Annotated in this window: 23 protein-coding genes and 1 pseudogene; 5 read left to right on the top strand and 19 right to left on the bottom strand. The window is 33.4% G+C overall.

Translation table 11 applies throughout. From position 1 onward, the window contains the following. The 3 genes and pseudogenes from AC1Q8M_RS09130 to AC1Q8M_RS09120 all read left to right on the top strand — a co-directional run. Nucleotides 1-690 (top strand): collagen-like protein (locus AC1Q8M_RS09130; protein WP_492334137.1); only part of this gene is annotated, 690 nt, incomplete at its 5' end. Nucleotides 691-1,501: 811 nt separating this feature from the next. Next, nucleotides 1,502-1,966, top strand: coding sequence for a hypothetical protein (locus AC1Q8M_RS09125; RefSeq protein ID WP_001064729.1), 465 nt, complete (start codon nucleotides 1,502-1,504; stop codon nucleotides 1,964-1,966). Nucleotides 1,967-4,514: 2,548 nt separating this feature from the next. Then, a pseudogene (locus AC1Q8M_RS09120) lies at nucleotides 4,515-4,571 on the top strand (exosporium leader peptide-containing protein); the annotation flags it as partial. 365 nt (nucleotides 4,572-4,936) lie between these two features. Here AC1Q8M_RS09120 and AC1Q8M_RS09115 read toward each other — a convergent pair. From AC1Q8M_RS09115 to AC1Q8M_RS09055, 13 genes are all read right to left on the bottom strand, one after another. Then, the gene (locus AC1Q8M_RS09115) at nucleotides 4,937-5,152 is read right to left on the bottom strand and encodes a hypothetical protein (protein ID WP_000237379.1); all 216 of its coding nucleotides are present in this window, start codon (nucleotides 5,150-5,152) and stop codon (nucleotides 4,937-4,939) included. 150 nt (nucleotides 5,153-5,302) lie between these two features. Continuing rightward, nucleotides 5,303-5,785, bottom strand: a complete 483-nt coding sequence (locus tag AC1Q8M_RS09110; protein WP_044307564.1) for a nucleoside triphosphate pyrophosphohydrolase family protein — start codon at nucleotides 5,783-5,785, stop codon at nucleotides 5,303-5,305. Between the two features lie 19 nt (nucleotides 5,786-5,804). After that, complete coding sequence (locus AC1Q8M_RS09105) at nucleotides 5,805-6,056, bottom strand: helix-turn-helix domain containing protein (RefSeq protein ID WP_072938520.1); 252 nt, start codon at nucleotides 6,054-6,056, stop codon at nucleotides 5,805-5,807. A gap of 25 nt (nucleotides 6,057-6,081) precedes the next feature. After that, entirely contained in the window at nucleotides 6,082-6,249 is a 168-nt protein-coding gene (locus AC1Q8M_RS09100; protein ID WP_000717826.1) for a DUF3954 domain-containing protein, read from the bottom strand. Nucleotides 6,250-6,267: 18 nt separating this feature from the next. After that, a complete protein-coding gene (locus AC1Q8M_RS09095) occupies nucleotides 6,268-6,627 on the bottom strand; it encodes a hypothetical protein (protein WP_016512772.1) in 360 nt (119 codons plus the stop codon). Next, a complete protein-coding gene (locus AC1Q8M_RS09090) occupies nucleotides 6,620-6,898 on the bottom strand; it encodes an AbrB/MazE/SpoVT family DNA-binding domain-containing protein (protein WP_016512773.1) in 279 nt (92 codons plus the stop codon). The genes AC1Q8M_RS09095 and AC1Q8M_RS09090 overlap by 8 nt, the downstream gene beginning before the upstream one ends. 16 nt (nucleotides 6,899-6,914) lie before the next feature. Continuing rightward, complete coding sequence (locus AC1Q8M_RS09085) at nucleotides 6,915-7,109, bottom strand: hypothetical protein (RefSeq protein ID WP_048567695.1); 195 nt, start codon at nucleotides 7,107-7,109, stop codon at nucleotides 6,915-6,917. A 2-nt stretch (nucleotides 7,110-7,111) separates the two neighbouring features. Next, complete coding sequence (locus tag AC1Q8M_RS09080; RefSeq protein ID WP_048567696.1) at nucleotides 7,112-7,975, bottom strand: ATP-binding protein; 864 nt, start codon at nucleotides 7,973-7,975, stop codon at nucleotides 7,112-7,114. Next, nucleotides 7,923-8,645 carry a DnaD domain protein gene (locus tag AC1Q8M_RS09075; RefSeq protein ID WP_492334136.1) on the bottom strand — a complete coding sequence of 241 codons (723 nt, stop codon included), beginning with the start codon at nucleotides 8,643-8,645 and terminating at the stop codon, nucleotides 7,923-7,925. The genes AC1Q8M_RS09080 and AC1Q8M_RS09075 overlap by 53 nt, the downstream gene beginning before the upstream one ends. A gap of 4 nt (nucleotides 8,646-8,649) precedes the next feature. Next, nucleotides 8,650-8,826, bottom strand: coding sequence for a hypothetical protein (locus AC1Q8M_RS09070; protein ID WP_048567698.1), 177 nt, complete (start codon nucleotides 8,824-8,826; stop codon nucleotides 8,650-8,652). Nucleotides 8,827-8,855: 29 nt separating this feature from the next. Continuing rightward, a complete protein-coding gene (locus AC1Q8M_RS09065; protein ID WP_048567699.1) occupies nucleotides 8,856-9,020 on the bottom strand; it encodes a hypothetical protein in 165 nt (54 codons plus the stop codon). Beyond that, nucleotides 9,020-9,286 carry a helix-turn-helix domain-containing protein gene (locus AC1Q8M_RS09060; protein WP_000522017.1) on the bottom strand — a complete coding sequence of 89 codons (267 nt, stop codon included), beginning with the start codon at nucleotides 9,284-9,286 and terminating at the stop codon, nucleotides 9,020-9,022. Before AC1Q8M_RS09060 ends, AC1Q8M_RS09065 begins: the two co-directional genes overlap by 1 nt. 121 nt (nucleotides 9,287-9,407) lie before the next feature. Next, a complete protein-coding gene (locus AC1Q8M_RS09055; RefSeq protein WP_000242167.1) occupies nucleotides 9,408-9,614 on the bottom strand; it encodes a helix-turn-helix domain-containing protein in 207 nt (68 codons plus the stop codon). A 171-nt stretch (nucleotides 9,615-9,785) separates the two neighbouring features. Between AC1Q8M_RS09055 and AC1Q8M_RS09050 the strand changes: the two genes are divergently transcribed. Further along, nucleotides 9,786-10,124 carry a helix-turn-helix domain-containing protein gene (locus tag AC1Q8M_RS09050; RefSeq protein ID WP_048567701.1) on the top strand — a complete coding sequence of 113 codons (339 nt, stop codon included), beginning with the start codon at nucleotides 9,786-9,788 and terminating at the stop codon, nucleotides 10,122-10,124. 19 nt (nucleotides 10,125-10,143) lie between these two features. Here the strand turns inward: AC1Q8M_RS09050 and AC1Q8M_RS09045 are convergent, their stop codons facing one another. From AC1Q8M_RS09045 to AC1Q8M_RS09030, 4 genes are all read right to left on the bottom strand, one after another. After that, the gene (locus AC1Q8M_RS09045; RefSeq protein ID WP_000527328.1) at nucleotides 10,144-10,284 is read right to left on the bottom strand and encodes a hypothetical protein; all 141 of its coding nucleotides are present in this window, start codon (nucleotides 10,282-10,284) and stop codon (nucleotides 10,144-10,146) included. 120 nt (nucleotides 10,285-10,404) lie between these two features. Beyond that, nucleotides 10,405-10,554, bottom strand: a complete 150-nt coding sequence (locus AC1Q8M_RS09040; RefSeq protein WP_167754516.1) for a hypothetical protein — start codon at nucleotides 10,552-10,554, stop codon at nucleotides 10,405-10,407. A gap of 12 nt (nucleotides 10,555-10,566) precedes the next feature. Further along, nucleotides 10,567-11,664, bottom strand: a complete 1,098-nt coding sequence (locus AC1Q8M_RS09035; protein ID WP_097820541.1) for an AimR family lysis-lysogeny pheromone receptor — start codon at nucleotides 11,662-11,664, stop codon at nucleotides 10,567-10,569. A gap of 617 nt (nucleotides 11,665-12,281) precedes the next feature. Next, the gene (locus tag AC1Q8M_RS09030) at nucleotides 12,282-13,313 is read right to left on the bottom strand and encodes an exosporium leader peptide-containing protein (RefSeq protein ID WP_492334135.1); all 1,032 of its coding nucleotides are present in this window, start codon (nucleotides 13,311-13,313) and stop codon (nucleotides 12,282-12,284) included. A gap of 303 nt (nucleotides 13,314-13,616) precedes the next feature. On the opposite strand from AC1Q8M_RS09030, the gene AC1Q8M_RS09025 reads away from it, so the two are divergent. After that, entirely contained in the window at nucleotides 13,617-14,726 is a 1,110-nt protein-coding gene (locus AC1Q8M_RS09025; protein WP_000675860.1) for a site-specific integrase, read from the top strand. Between the two features lie 38 nt (nucleotides 14,727-14,764). Here AC1Q8M_RS09025 and AC1Q8M_RS09020 read toward each other — a convergent pair whose 3' ends face one another. Together AC1Q8M_RS09020 and AC1Q8M_RS09015 are read right to left on the bottom strand one after the other, a co-directional pair. Beyond that, the gene (locus AC1Q8M_RS09020) at nucleotides 14,765-15,466 is read right to left on the bottom strand and encodes a pPIWI_RE module domain-containing protein (RefSeq protein WP_000736205.1); all 702 of its coding nucleotides are present in this window, start codon (nucleotides 15,464-15,466) and stop codon (nucleotides 14,765-14,767) included. Between the two features lie 311 nt (nucleotides 15,467-15,777). Beyond that, nucleotides 15,778-16,263: a hypothetical protein gene (locus tag AC1Q8M_RS09015; protein WP_002041181.1), complete on the bottom strand. Its 486-nt coding sequence runs from the start codon at nucleotides 16,261-16,263 to the stop codon at nucleotides 15,778-15,780. Nucleotides 16,264-16,383: the final 120 nt, after the last annotated feature.

Genomic DNA, 16,383 nt, shown 5'->3' with positions numbered 1-16,383 from the left:
CCAACTGGGCCGACTGGACCAACTGGGCCGACTGGACCAACTGGGCCGACTGGACCAACTGGGCCGACTGGACCAACTGGGCCGACTGGACCAACCGGGGCTACAGGAGTTACAGGACCTACGGGACCAGCTGCTACGGCATGTTGCCCATGTACGAATGTTCTTGATAACCCTGGATTTGATGAACCTGCAACACCAGGTACTCCAGTTCCAGGATGGATTGTAACGGGAAATGTTTCAGAAGTAGGATTTCCAAATGCGCACAGCGGTCGTTTTCTTCCAAATGGATCCTTGAGTGCTTTAGCTGTTTCTATTGGACCTGGAGGAATTATGACCCAATCTGTTGATGTGGGCGAAGGTTGTTGCTTTACCCTTTCTTTTGCTGGGGATATAAGAGATGGAGCACTCCTTGTTGCTTCTGTATCGTTTCCAGAACTTGGTCAAGGATGTCCTCCTAACCCTACAACACTTGGACCATTAAACATTCCGCACATTGTACCTGTTGCAAATCAACAACAAGCTGGCTTCCAACATTATACCCTTGTTGTGTGTATACCTGCTGATGTAACTACAGCATGTATTAGTTTCCAAAACTTAGCTACGGGGGGAGAAGGCGCAACAGCTTTTGTTGATAATGTTGTATTCCAACCTACTGGTGGACCTTGCACTTCATGTTCACAAAATTTTTAATACATTAATATATCTAAAGCTTTTCGTTTTTCTAGCGAATCCAATAACTATTAAAGAGGGCCCCCCTGGCTCTCTTTTCATATTAGAAATCACCATATGCACCCATATATTGAATGTATCCCTTTTGGATCAACATACGAATGATATTCACCTTTATATAAGCTATAGATTCACTATTTCATCCTTGCGTAAATATGAAACTATTGAACAGTTAGACTGGGCTAACTGCTTTTTTGAGGTTTTCCGAATAAAATTCTAAATTATGTCCAATACTATAAATGAGCTGATACAGCTTGAATTCACAGTGACCTTTGTAATGTTCTTTTCCCTTTCTCTGAGGGCTGAGCAGTTAGCTTTTGCTAGCTGCTCTTTTTTCCGTACAGGTACCCATTTACTCTAAAATGAATAAACTATCTTGAACCTTATTTTTCAGTCATTTACTGGTTCATGACTTACAAACATAACCCCAATACATGGAATGTTTTTTAAGCGAGCACTCTGGAACAAGTGCTCGTTTTACTTTGGCATTTTTCTACAAAATGAAATTTTTATATACATAAATACCTGACTAAATACCTAAAATAATTAAAAATTTAGGTGGTATTCAATGAAAACTGTACTTACGACCCTTAAATATTTATTTATTACACTTGGAATTACTTGCTTAGTTATTCTAGGTTACATATGGTATTTTCCACATTAATTCAAATAGCGTTTTTGTTTGAATTCAATTTTTTAACTATAGCTTTACTAATACTTTTGTGCTAAAATCCACTAGGATATTTATTTTACAATTATTTTTGGAGGCTTTATGAACAATCAAAACAACAATGAAACAAATAACATCGGTAGACTATTAGCTATTTTTCTAATAGTATCACCACTATTAATACCTATCGCGCTCCCTACAGCCATAATTGTCGGAATAAAACAATGGTTGCCTGATGACGTTGTATACCCAAGTATAATGTCACTATTGACCTTATGTATTGGACTTTTCATAGTTGGGATCATCTTCTCTTTCGTATTACGCGTATTTAAATTATCTGAAGAAAAGCTAAAAGAATTAGGTTTCTTAGGATTTACAATTTCAATTGTTAGTACCTTCCTGACAATGTATGTCGGATATTTTTGGCTAGCAAAACTTAATTTCACAGCAGTGCAATTATCACCACATGCTGTATTAATCTTTGCGATTTCATCTACAATTCTTTTAGAAACAACCTTTAAATTAAATGATAAATTTGATACACCTGATACAAAAGAGACACTTTAATAGATATCAAAATGATTATCTTAGAGCACATATCAACATGTGTTCTTTTTTCTTTTAATCAAATAACGATTTATATAAATCCAACTTTCTTCCCACTTCGCAGCGGTAATCTTCACTGACTTCTATACATAAATGTTTAATCATCTTATAATTAAAGATGCTCGACCATGTGTGAATACCTTTTTGAACACTCTTTGGGCTAGTAGAAATCCTAGCTTTTATTTTCTTATCTGAATAAAATTCAATATTCCATTCATACTATAAATACACTTGGGTTCTGAACTTCCTTCTTAACGTTTTTTCGGAGAGCAGTTAGCTTTTGCTAGCTGCTCTTTTAATTACACATTTTTGCCTTAATGCTCATATGTTATTGAGAATAAAAAATCATCTTGTATTATAAGAAAAGTATTCTTTTTCATTACTCCACTCCCTCTTTATAGAACACTGTTTGAATAAGGTCTTAACTTTAAAGAGGGAATACTTTTAAAAATCTTGGTTATACTGTAAACAGGCTCTTGAATAGCCAATTTCCGATTTTACTAATACCCACTATATGTCTATTACCTTGGGCCGAGCAATTAGCAAAAGCTAATTGCTCTTTTATATTGAGTTAATAATAAAAACTTTGTTCTTATTTCTTTTTCACATTATATATTTCTAACCTAGACGTTCTGCTCAGAGAGTTACCTCCTATCTTAAAGAACACTGATGCATGGGCTCTTTTTATTTAAATAAAGATTTTGTTTGAACCCATTCACCAATTTCATACTTTTACATACTTTAATACTACCTTTCTGTATAATGTGAGTTCGTCACTTTAGTTATAGTGAGGTATAAAGAGTGCTCTTGATTAGCGCTCTTTTTATTTGTTGTTAAATAAGGGTTTTGTTCGAAATTCATTAACCTTATTGGTTCCTTTGCATACAGTATTATCACAAGGAATTCCACAGGTTACTGTGGTCAAGTTACCTTGAATTTCTTGCACACCTTAAGGGAAGAATCCATTTATAAAAAATGGGTTCTTTTATTTTTTTCTCATACAATAAGAATTTTGCTTAATTACTATTAACGTTTTAGACTTCCTTGAATACATTAATATCACAAGAAATTATATATGGTGCTCTGGTCCAGTTACCTTGAGTTTCTTGCAGACCTTGTGTGAAGAATCCGTTTATAACAAACGGGTTCTTTTATTTTAGGTTATAAAATAATGATGTTATTAATATCGTTATTTCTTAATTTTAAGATTCGTGTTAAAATAACCTCATATCATTCTTTTTACTTTCACTTTAAAGATGATACTTCAATCTTGGCCCTAGTCCTCTAGGGCCTTTTTTATTTCAAATAAAGATTTTATTTAATCTCGCACCTAAATCAAAAACATACATACAATAATGGGTATTCTTTTTCAACATTAGTCAGAGCGCCTTTCTCTCAAGGCACTCTTTATTATTTAATGACAGGCTCCATAATTCCATGTAAGGCATACAATATTAAAAATTTACTCGTGAAAATCTGATTACGATTTTTTAGATTTTCTATATCTCATGAAACATTCACCTACCTCACTAAGGGTGCATATAAAAATGCACTCTTTTTATTTGTTGTTAAATAAGGATTTTGCTTTACTTGTGCTAGCTACCTGCCCCTTGTATAAATGCACCTTTTTTTACATACAATATTAAATTAAAATAAGCCTTTTTTAGGACGGTACCAATATGAACAAGACCTTTAAATACATTTTAATCTTCTTTTGTGCTGTGTTTTATATTGCAATGATTAGTGGTATTATTTATCTAAACTTTGTTCAAGAACATTTTATTCCTCCCAGCAAAAAATCTAAGATTGAACATAAACATTTATAATTAGGTATAAGGAGCGCTCTACAAGGCACTCTTTATTTTTTAGGGACCGGCTCCATAATCCTAAGTAAAGAATACAATATAAAAAATTAACTCATGAGAATTTCACCTTTTAGATTTCTTTGAATACATTAATATCATAAAAAATCTAAAAGGTGCTCTGGTCCAGTTACCTTGAATTTCTTGCACACTTTGAGGAAAGAAACTTTTTATTAAAAAAGCTTCTTTCCTTTATTCGTTATAAAATAAGAATTTTGTATAAAACTGCATTATTAGCACAAGCGTTTATCTTACATAAAGAATAAAGTATTTCTATATTCAGAATCAGGAAAGGTATGATTAAAATGTTCTTTGCAGCTACCCTTCTAGATATTTACGAAATTGATGATAATTATCTTATAAGTTGTTCGATTGATAACCATTCCAAATTTAACTTTGTAATTTCTAAAGACAAAGTGTATGGCACTCCATTTATAGGCGCACATGTTTCAGGTGACTATGATGATAATAAAAAGATAAAACATCTCTTTATTGAATAAGATGACATGTTATTCATGTCATTACATATGTTTTTGTTACCAAATAACTATTTTGTTAAATTTCATAAATACAATTGCTTGTCCGTTTCACTCTACTTAACTCTCGCATTTACTATTAGTAATACGAATATTCAGAGGTGATATATAATGGATGAGTTTTTATCTTCTGCTGCACTAAATCCAGATGCAATTGGCCCCACACTTCCACCTGTTCTACCTTTTCAATCCCCAACTGGCCCCACTGGGTCAACAGGAGCTACTGGGGCTACTGGGGCTACTGGGTCAACCGGACCAACTGGGGCTACTGGAGCTACTGGGTCAACCGGACCAACTGGGGCTACTGGGGCTACTGGACCAACCGGACCAACTGGATCAACTGGGGCTACTGGACCAACCGGACCAACTGGGGCTACTGGGGCTACTGGACCAACCGGACCAACTGGATCAACTGGGGCTACTGGACCAACTGGATTTAATCTTCCTGCTGGACTTGCATCTATTTCCTTAACTTCTAACGCCAACACAGCATGTGTATCCACCCAAGGAAATAATACTTTATTTTTTTCAGGTCAAGTATTAGTAAATGGTATCCCTGCTGCAGGGGTAGTAGTCAGCTTTTCATTTAGTAATCCTTCTCTAGCTTTCATGGTTCCTCTTGCTACCATCACCAATGCTTCTGGTAACTTTACTGCTGTATTTTTAGCCGCAAATGGACCTGGAACAGTAATCGTTACTGCTTCACCCCTTGATTCTCCTGGAACAATGGCTAACGTCACTATTACCATTGTGAATTGTCCGTAATAGCTTTATTTTTATGGAATAAGCAATCTCTGATAAGATAGGCACTGTAAATCAGTGCTCTATTTTATTACTGGGATATTCCTTTCAAATGAAATCTTTAATTTAAACTTTCTTAATAAAATTCAAATTTGGTCTTACTTTACATCTACACGTGTTTGACTTGCTTCTCGACTAAAACCATCAGGATATCTTTTAGCTAATTTTGCAATATTCATTTCAGCAATATCTTGTAACGTATATCCCAGTTCGTGTGCCATAATTGTTAAGTAATACAGAATATCTCCAAGCTCTAAGGCTAATTTATAAGTGTTTCCATCCTCTTCTCCTGGACAATGCGATGGTTGGAAACCATGTCCATGATAAATTGCTTTTTTTACAATATCGGCAACTTCACCAGCTTCGCCTGTAAGTCCTAAAGCTGCATTTGAAACTCGTCCTCCAAAATCAGTTTTGCTATTCCAAGTTCGTAAAGTTGCTTCCTGATAATCATTTAATTCATCAATCGATAAGATACTTGCAATCTGTAAAACTGTAGCTTCATTTATAACTTGTTCCTCATTTTTTGCTTCACTCATTAATTTAGTTGCTTCTAATACACCATTTTCCATAATGTTCATTTTGATTTCCCCTTCCTATTTAGCAAATCCCTAATCCTATTGGACGATTTTCAATTAAATACTTATCAGCTTGATCTATTACAAGAAGTGCAACTTCCGCTTGGTGTCTCCTTAACGCTTTTGCCATCTTCGGCAAACTCATACCTTGACTCCACATTTCACGAAAACGTACTACATCTCTTTCATCCCAAATAAAGTTAGCTTCTTCTAAAACGATGTATATTTTTAACCGTGATTCCTTCATCGCTTTATGATTTCTTGCTACACTCATAAGCGAACCTACTTTCTAAAATTAATCATTTTATCTTTTCAGTAAACTTAGTATCTACACGATCAACTTTACCGTTTACCCAAACCGCCACTTGCTCACCGAATCCACTCATTGGCGGATTTACTGCTGTTACATTTCCGTCCTTCACTATTAAAAGTTTGTTGCTACTAACATCAATTTCTATTTTTTTCATATGTCCATCTCCCTTTTACTACCGCATGTACTCGACAACATCAGGTTTAAATCCACTTCCTAAATAAACCCTTACCGGAATTATTTCTTTTTTATCCCTTGCTGCCTTACACAATTCTTCAGCTGTATCCCAATTGAAAAACTTATCTACAGCTCTTTGAAATCTCCAAATAGCCATTACATATTGTTCAAAGATGTCATAACGATCATCTTGTTTAGTTGTGCATGGTAATTCATCCGTACATTTTGCATTCGTTGGAACTCGGACGCGTACATCAGCGTATTTAGTGCGTCCAGTTCCTCTCTTCACATTTGCCTTCATTACATCAAACTCACAAATTGTTGGCTCTACATCGAAAATGTTTAGTTGCTTAGGCATGTGCCATCCCACTCTTCTGAATAAGATCCAGTAATTCAATTACCCCTTCCTTGCTTAAAAACATTCGGCCACCTAGCAACTCTATGTTGTTTTCAGAAACTTCACCCGTTACAAAGCATGACTTTTCATGTCTTCTTAAAACGATGTTTTCACCATCGACATGAAAATCTAGTGCCGTTCCTTCGGTAATACCTAAAGTTCTGCGTAACTCTACTGGAATTACTACACGACCTAGCTCGTCCACTTTTCTTGCAACACCTGTGTTTTTCATAGCTTTCTCCCCCTTGTTAACTAACTTTTTGTTGTTTATTACGTTGTAACTCTTGTTTCATTGACTCAAATTTTATTAACCACGCTTGCCAACGCTTATCATTTTCTTCTTGCTGTTGCTTTGCTACTTCACAATTACAACCGTTCGTTTCAATCACACCCAGATAAGTTTCTTTACGAATAATTCCTGTGTCATGACATAATACACACATGTTTATTCCTCCTTTTTGAAATTACGCAAACTGTAATTTTCACCTTGCATTTGCAAAACTTGTGTATCTTCCATAATCCGACTAAACTCACGCTCTCCGTACATTCCAGCTAACTCCATGACTCCAAAGTTTGTTGTAAATAAGTTCGTTCTACCTAGCCTACGCTCGAGAATGTCCTTTGTTTTCGTTTTCTTCCAAGTAACTCCCTCAGCATCTTTTTCTGTGAACTCGGCTCCAAAATCATCTAATACAAGTACATCCACATTTGCTAGGATAGACATTAGCTTGTCCTCTGTTAATTCGCTATTTTTATTCCAAGTAGATGTAATCTTTGTAAAGAGTGCGTTCATTTCTATAAACATTGCGCTGTAGCCTTTTCTCATAATTTCTTTTGTAGCTGCTACGCATAAATGACTCTTCCCAACTCTATAATCACCTGTAATTACTATGCTTTCTGAATTGTTAGGATCAAAATTTCTAGCAAAATTCATCATTACTTCTTTAGCATTTGCTAATTCCATTGATGGTGGTTCATAGTTATCGAATGTCGCTTTTTTTAACTTAGGATTAATAAGACTGTTATCTGAAAACGAATCGTATAAATGAATAATTTCGTTTTTCTTCTTAATAGCAAGGGTTTCTTTTGCAAGTTGCTGGTCCTCTTGTTCTACTGATATACATTGCGGGCAAAACTCTTGATTTGTTTTTGTATCTATAAGTAAGCGTTTATTACAAACGTCTTTTATTTTGTCTTTTCCGACTAAGAAAACATTTGTACATCTATTAGGAGACAACACATAACTTTGATTAAATTTACTCAAAATCGTATTTTTCGATGAAGCTACTGTTTTTCCTAACGCTTGCATTGTTTTTCTCTCCTTTTCTACCTTTGTTTTTAAACTCTATTTCTGCTGCATTCACATCCGCTAAAGTTCGAATGTTTTTATTAACCCACTGTTTTAAAATGCCCTCAGCATAATTCCATTTCTTCTGCTGTTTCAAAGCACGTTCCATAGCTGCTTGTACAAGTTCTTCGCTTGTATCGTTTACCCATTGCGAAATACTTTCGGCGATGAATGTATTTAAAATACCGAAAGTATTTTCGTAGAAAGAGAAGATGCTACTACTACTTTGTATATTAATATTTTGTTTATTAGTACTTAGTTCTTTAGTACTTAGTAGTGTTGGATTTTCCACAAATGGAACTTCCACTTGTGGTTTTTCCATTTGTGGATTCTCCACTTGTGGAACTTCATAAATAATCGTCTCCCAGTTAGTTATCTTTCCCTTTTCGTTTTTTACAGGAAACCTTCTAACGTAACCGTATTTTTTCAGTTCTTTCATTCCCACCCTTAAACTATCAATTCCATCTTTTGCATGAGTAGATATTTCCTCCATGTAAAACACCCAATCATCTGGTAACGATAAAATGTAAGCCAATATCCCTTTTGCTTTCCAACTTAAACGTTCATCTCGAAGACCTGTGTTATTAATAGTTGTGTAATTTTTACTTTTATTTACTCGAAATGTTGCCACCTGTTTACCTCCTCGTACAAACTGCAACATATGCTTGACCAATTTTGATGATTCCTTGAATTTCATAATGCGAATAACCATTTTTGAAATACTGCTCAACTATTTGCTTCAACTCATCTTTGCTTTTTGCTAATCCCAAAAATTTATTAGGTAATAGCACCTGATATTCAATTAAATTCATGTACTATTTCCCTACTTTCCATGGTATACTTATAGAAATTTGTTTTTTCTAACGGACCCACTGCCATGGGTCTTTTTATTTTGTTCTACATTACTCCAAGCCCATTTTCTTATTGGCTCATAAGTAACATAAAGTAGCCATAAACCACCTGTGATTGACAATCCAAATATAGCTAATGATATTGTATCTTCCACTAGTCCGCCTCCTTTTGTGTTTCAAGCCAAGCTTCTAAATCCTTTTGCAAGAAAAGAAGTTTACGCCCTTCTCTTATTACTGGAAACCTAGGGTGATTTGCTAATTCGTACATTCTACAAACAGCAATGTTGAGGTAAGCTGCCGCTTCTTTTACTCGCATAACCTTATTTGGTTGTGATTGTAGTTGTAAGTCAGCTATTGCTGATCTAATTTCCTCTCTTACAACTTCACGGATAGATTCTTTAATAAATTGATCTAATCCCATTTTTTTCGCTCCTTTATATCTGTAATTTACTTATGAAATTTTGATTAAAGGTAAAAATATTTTATGAAGTATAACATCTAGTTTGCTTCAAGCAAACATTTAGGTAAAAAAATAAGTCGTCTTATACTGACTCCTTTAAAATTTCCTCTGTTGTCACATTTAAAAATTTTGCTAACTTAACCAATTTAGTTATACTTGGCTGTCTGTTACCTAATTCTAAATTACAGTAGATCGATTTGTTTCGATAACCTATCTTTTCAGCAACATAACTTTGACTATACCCAAGATTCGTCCTTAAGATTTTAACTTTTTCTGTATCAAGTACCATCATTTTATCACCTTCATCTTGTTTGTTAATTTGAGTATATACTAAAGGTTTGCTTCAAGCAACCCTTTTTATTCAAAAAATTTTAGTTGTCTTGTAGCAAACCTTTTTGATACATTCTATATAGGGAATTCATTGACTATAATCAATGAATTTTAAGGGGAGGATTTACTAATGAGTAAAAATATAATTGGTGTTAGAATTAAAGAAATACGGGTAGAACTTCTTAAAATGAGTCAACTTGAATTCGCAGAAGCTATAAATGCTAAAAAAACCATGATTTCTTTATACGAAAATGGCCATAGAAACCCATCTAGAGAGACCGTTGAAAAAATATCTCGTTTATCTGGAGTGTCAGCAGACTATATCATGGGACTCTCTGAATATAAAAGTTTAAATTCAACAGAGTCAAAATCATTAAAAGATGATCTCAAAGAAATTATGCTTCAAATTAATGAACTCAATCCCAAAAAGCGTGAAGAGATAATTAATTTAATCAAAAAAGAGTTATAACGAAAAAGCGATAACTAGCTTAATTGCTAACCATCGCTTTTTTTATTTTATTCAGCTTTTCAATAGCTTCCTTATCACCTTTATATATTTTTTCTAATAATACTTCCATTTTATTTTCAACTACATCCCTATCTGATTTTTCTTTTATTAAATTCCCCATATAACCCATCCTCCATCACCCTTAATTATTCAAAAATCCCAAAATGAAGAAAATGAATAACCCCTTAAACGTACGAAATGCCATCACATCCTTAGATGCAATGGCATTTTAAATCATTTATTATCCTAAAGTTCCCGGATCCATTTTCATTATTTGTACTTCTTTTACTTTTTCAGCGGCTTTATTATCATTAGTTGATACCAAACCAACAGATAACAACGATAACGTAATTGTACATGTAATAACTAAACTAGCTACTATTTTTTTCATTCTCATTGTCCCTCACTTTAAGATATCAAAGATTTTTATGTAGAATAAATTACCGTCTTTTAAGAATCGATGATATGCTTTCCTACGCAGTTTCTCATCATTTGTTGCTATCGATAAATAAAAGTCTTGAATCGCGGTTCGATTATCAATCTGATTTAATATTGCAGAAGCTTCACTTTTCTTATTTTGACGTATATACTTTAACGCCCTTTCAGCATCATGATGTATATATCCAGATTTTACATGAATATTATGAATAATACAACAAAAAGAGAGGGTGTTTTCCACTAACTTTCTTTTAAGTAATGATTTGTTATTTCTTATTTTCTTCAACTCTACAAGTGAAAGCTCAAAATAATAAAATGCTTTATCTGGATTACAGAAAATATAACTTTCCGCGACTATACTTAATGCCGTAGCTTTTAATAAACCCGGAGCACTTGCTTCTTCTAGTACTTTTTGCAATAAATCTCTAGCCATTTTCACCTCATCTTGCATTAAATATGCATATGAGCATATTATGTTTAACTCCACCTCATTTAAAGTTTTTTCTAAACCTTTTGGCATATGATTTATTTTTTCTTGTATCATCCTTTGTAGCACTGTTAAAACATTGTATGCCCCTAAATCAAAATAACCATAGATACTCAAAGTGTTCACAAGTATATTTACTCCTGGTTTATTTAAATTGACCTTTGTACGTAACACTTCTATTTCTTTAAGGAATTCCCCTGATCTTAATGAACGAGTTTGTCTATCTAAACAAACACGAAAAATCTCTCTATAATTATTTGTTACTGATTGTTTATACTCTTTTCCAACAAGATCACTAAGTAGGTCCGAATAACCTGCTAAATATAAATAATACATAGCAAGTCGTATATCCGATTCTTTATTGGTACCCTTCAAAAACTCCTGAACTACTTCCATTTTCTTTTCTTCAGAATCAAATCCATCCAAAATTTTCATTAGTTTTGTAAAAGTCATAGGTACTTTCCCATTCAATGTTTTCCATAAATTCGACTGCGATAAATTTGTTATTTTTGACAATTTCGCCGAATTCATATCATCACTTGAAACAATACCTCCAAGACCTATCACCTTATTCATATTGAAGCCTCCTTGAACGCGAGACACCCTCCCGAATTTTTTCAATAGAAAAACTGTACCATAGAGGATTTTATTTGAAATATCATGTTATACTTGGGCTGACTCATGGCAATAGTTTCCCCTATCCAAATTAGGGAACAGCATAAGAGTGGCTGCACACTACTTTTGCTGCGCTATGGGTCTTTTTGTTCCTTTAAATTATATTATTAAGAATATTCTATCACAAATAACCCAAACATCTATTCTCTTATATTCTGAAAATACTTGAGAAAGTTAAAAATACTAATATAAGTCTAGTTTTTTGACAGTTAAAAATATGAAATATTGCATTTGATAATCGGTTTATATGTAACTATAGTGATAGCAAAAGTTCAATTATTCTTTTAGAGATGTAAAGTTAATAAATACCTATTGAGATTTTATATTAAAATTACTATCCTGAACCAAAATAGTACAAGTTTAACTATTTCCAATTATGTAATCACTTAGTTTTAACTGTATATGCCATAATTTAAGAATAAGAAAAGCCACTCATCTAAGTGGCTTTTCTTATTCTTAATAGACAAACTCAATCTAAATTCATCATTTTCTTTAGGGTATTTTAAAAATGAACATAATTATGATTTTCTACTAAATGGCCTTTTACTCCAATCTGCAGATAAATTATTTAATAAGAAAAGTGTATTTGGAACTGGTGATGGAAACCTCGCAGCTTGAAAATTTGTAAGAAGTGGAGATGCAATAGCGCCATCTATGGTACTACCAGCTTGAACTTGCACCATATCCCCTGCATTCAATTGTACAATCGTAGAAACTGTTACCGCATTTAAAAGCCCAGTATTTCCACCAAAAAAGCTATCATCTCCTGCTATTAAAGCACTGTTAACTGTTATAAATACTTCCGTCACATAATTTAGAGTATCATCAGTAGGACTAAAAATTATAGTAGTAATAATTAAATATACTCCATCTTGTTGCGGTATAAATGTTGATACACCATCATATTCACCATTTAAATCGAATTGTGTAGTTTCAAATGTTACTATAGACAGTGTATTAGCAGTAACGGACTGATCAGTAGATTTGAAAGCTCTGAATGCAGATTCAAATCCCGTTGGACCTGTTGGGCCTGTTATTCCAGTTGCTCCTGTTGGACCTGTCGGGCCTGTTATTCCAGTTGGACCTGTCGGGCCTGTTATTCCAGTTGGACCTATTGGACCTCCTGAAGGACCTGTTGGGCCTACCGGGCCCCCTGAAGGACCTGTTACTCCGGTTACTCCCGTTGGACCTGTTGGGCCTGTTATTCCAGTTACCCCCGTTGGACCTGTTGGGCCTGTTATTCCAGTTACCCCCGTTGGACCTGTTGGACCTGTTATTCCAGTTACCCCCGTTGGACCTGTTGGACCTGTTATTCCAGTTACCCCCGTTGGACCTGTTGGGCCTGTTATTCCAGTTACCCCCGTTGGACCTGTTGGGCCTGTTATTCCCGTTACTCCCGTTGGGCCTGTCGGACCTGTTGCTCCACTTGCTCCCGTTGGTAGAGTAAATGAGGAAATCGGTGGCAATGTCGGTCCTATTAAACTCGAATCCAGTGAACTAGCAGATAGATTTTTAGAGTTTAATCCTTCCCATTTCTTTTTCCTCTCCATATATCTCACTCCAAATAAAAATCATTTCTCAATTAAGAAAATATTAATTGTACAAAATATGATATATACAAGATGTACTATTCCAAATAAAATATTTTAAATAAAAATATTCCCTTAAATATACAAAATTCTTTTATAAAATTAACTTTTGTAAAAAACAACCAATATATTAAATAATCAATTCTGTTCATATATGGTAAAATATATCCATCGCTGATATGTCCAACTATGTAATTTTCATAGCAGCAAAATTACAACCAGACTTATACAACATGATTCAAAACAAATGAAGGAGTGTTTTAAGTGAAAGGACATATTCGAAAAAGAGGAAATAAATACTGTATCGTTATTGATATCGGTCCTGATCCAGAGACAGGAAAAAGAAGACAGAAGTGGTTTTCTGGATATAAGACAAAAAAAGAAGCACAGGCCGATGTAGCAAAGAAAATTACAGAGTTGAATGAAGGAACTTTTATAGAGCCATCTAAAGTTACGCTAAAAGATTACCTAAATCATTGGCTAGAAATTAAAAGTATGAGTATACAAAAGAGTACCTTTGCTGGCTATAGGGCATTTATCAACCAACATGTTATACCTAGTATAGGAATGGTCGCACTCCATAAATTAAATGTTATGCACATTCAAAAATGCTATAAAACTGCGATAGACAAAGGGATTACAAACAATTCTATTCTGCTTATGCATAGAATTTTAAAGAGTGCTTTAAACCTAGCTGTAAAACAAAATATTATTTCTCGAAATCCAGCAGATTTTGCTGAGATACCTAAAAAAGAAAAAACCCCAATCCAGACTTGGACAGAGGAAGAAGTAAAAAAGTTTTTAGCTCATTCACAAGAATCACGATATCACATTGGGTATCTACTTGCAATAACTACAGGTATGCGTCTAGGAGAAGTTCTAGGTTTACGATGGCAAGACATTGATTTTGAGAAACATACTGTTACAATAAATCAAACATCTGGTCATGACAATAAAATCAAAAAAACTGCAAAAACAAATTCATCAAAACGTACAATTCCTGTACCTAATGAAACAATAGCAGCCTTAAAAAAACATAAAATTTTAATCAATAAAGAGAAATTAAGGTTTGGTTCTGCTTATCTAGATCAAGATTTAATAAATTGTAATGAGTTTGGAAGAATAATAAAAAGAGCACATTTCAGAAAAAGTTTCATTAGGATGACAAACAAAGTAGGTATAAAAGAAATTAAATTCCATGATTTAAGACATACACACGCAACTCTACTATTGAAACAAGGAGTTAACCCTAAAATCATCAGTGAGCGATTAGGTCATACAGATATTTCAATGACATTAAGTGTCTATTCTCATGTTTTACCGAATATGCAGGAAGAAGCAGTTAAAAACTTCGGTAAAAGTATCTTTGGATAACCTATGTTTGCAAAATGTTTGCATTTTATCAAAAAAAGTCAAACAAATGTTGTCATATCAAGGTTTGTTTGACCTATCATCTTATATTCTTGATAAAATCTCCGAATCCCTATTGAAATATTTAATAATGGAGCGTTCTCACCACCGCGGGTTATGCATTCGAATCGATATACATAGGAGAAAAAATCTTGTGTTTTTTCATCTTTTATCGGCCCTGACATCGCCTCACAAATATTTTGTGATCTAAGAGGGGAAAAATAGATTTCTTCTTCATTTGTATTTTCTAAATATATAGGACGCTCACAAAAAATATGTGAGATTAAAGCGGGCACCCACTTAGAATACGTTTCATTATCATGTAGTACTGGCAAATTAGAAATCAAATCGGATTGCCATTCATATTTTGGTGGTTCTACTAATCTATTTGGTTTCCAATCATGAATAATCTCATACCAACTTTGAAAAATATAATCGAGCTGCTCTTGTCTAATAGGTTCTTTCGATACAATCCATGGTGTATTTTCATTTAATACGTACGGGTTATGCTGAATAAACAATATATCCGAAAACATATCATACAATCTTTCATTCAAACGTTTCAACTTACTCGTTAATAAAAATGTCTTATAATGTATCTCTACGATGTCCAGCCATTCAATAGGAAAGTATATAAATGATACCTTTTCATTTAAAAGGGGTTCTACTATATTTTCAAATGTTAGCAGCCTTAATTTTTTCATAAAATGATTCCTTCCTTTCTTCAGTTGTCTTGATTATCAAAAAGCTAGAACAATAGTTACTTAATCTAATCCATTTAAACTAAGTATTTAAAAGAAACGTAAAAACTGTTTATCTACATAAATTATTATCAAACCGACTCTTTTAAAAATTCAAAGTAATTATCATGTATAACACCTCTATTATATTTGTATTTCGATACATTCGAATTATACATTACACTTAATGCATTGTACTTATCATTTACAATATCTTTACAAAAAAACCAAAAAAGAACACCTTAATTCGGTGCCCTTTTTACAAATATCAACCTTTATGTAATTGAACATATAGATAACAGTAATCCCCCAAATGAAATTGCTCCTAGTAAACCTACTACAACTCCTGTTAAACAAATACAATCAGCAAGACAAATAGAAGACTGCGATAATGGAACAAATGACCTACTTGTACTCGAACCATATTGTTTTATTTTCTCATAATTCACATCTAACATTAGATGTAAACATGTTACACCATCCTCAATAGTATGTAGAGGTTCTTTTTCTAATCGCTCCAATAATTTACTATCAAAAGCAACTGATAGAGGATACTGCTTATCTAATTTCATATTTTGATAAATTAGTTGCAAACGAGATAATATATTGTTTTTCTTCTTTTCAGATGTTACTGTACATTTCATTTTATTAAATTCATTTAATAACAGTGTCAATTCATCTCTTTTTCCGTATAAATCTTTAGCTATTTTTCTCTTTAGTTTATACGAATGGATAATAGATTTTAGTTCAATCATATTCATACACTTCCTAATTACATATTATTTACCCGATTATTTTATAGATAAACAGTACTTTTTAATCTTATTTAAATTACACTCAAGCATCTTCATTTACTATCGATTAACATTACATTAACCTTA

It is taken from the genome of Bacillus sp. GW823-FHT06A10 (genome assembly GCF_058795375.1).
Note: the sequence above shows the minus strand (reverse complement) of the source record. Positions and strands in the feature narration are given on the sequence as shown.